Here is a 254-nt window from a genome sequence, read left to right as displayed (position 1 = left end):
CTTTATGGGTACCGAAAAATCCATGCGCTGCTCACTAAAGACAGATTGATTAAGTGTAGTGTGAGCAAAGTTCAAAGAATTATATCACGTCATGGCTGGGGTTGTCGTTTTAAACAAAAACGTTTTAATAAGCCCGGTAATCCTTATAAAACATTTGAGAACCTAATTGACCGTGATTGGAACACAGACCAACCCTTACAAAAACTGACAACCGATATCACTTATCTTCCCTTTGGGAAGACAATGTTGTATTT

Annotated in this window: 1 protein-coding gene; it reads left to right on the top strand. The window is 37.8% G+C overall.

The features are described 5' to 3' along the window. The coding region (locus FC84_RS09200) for an IS3 family transposase (protein WP_157051853.1) at nt 1–254 on the top strand (254 nt) is incomplete at both ends.

Source organism: Lapidilactobacillus dextrinicus DSM 20335, from assembly GCF_001436095.1.
Taxonomy (GTDB): Bacteria; Bacillota; Bacilli; order Lactobacillales; family Lactobacillaceae; genus Lapidilactobacillus; species Lapidilactobacillus dextrinicus.
Note: the sequence above shows the minus strand (reverse complement) of the source record. Positions and strands in the feature narration are given on the sequence as shown.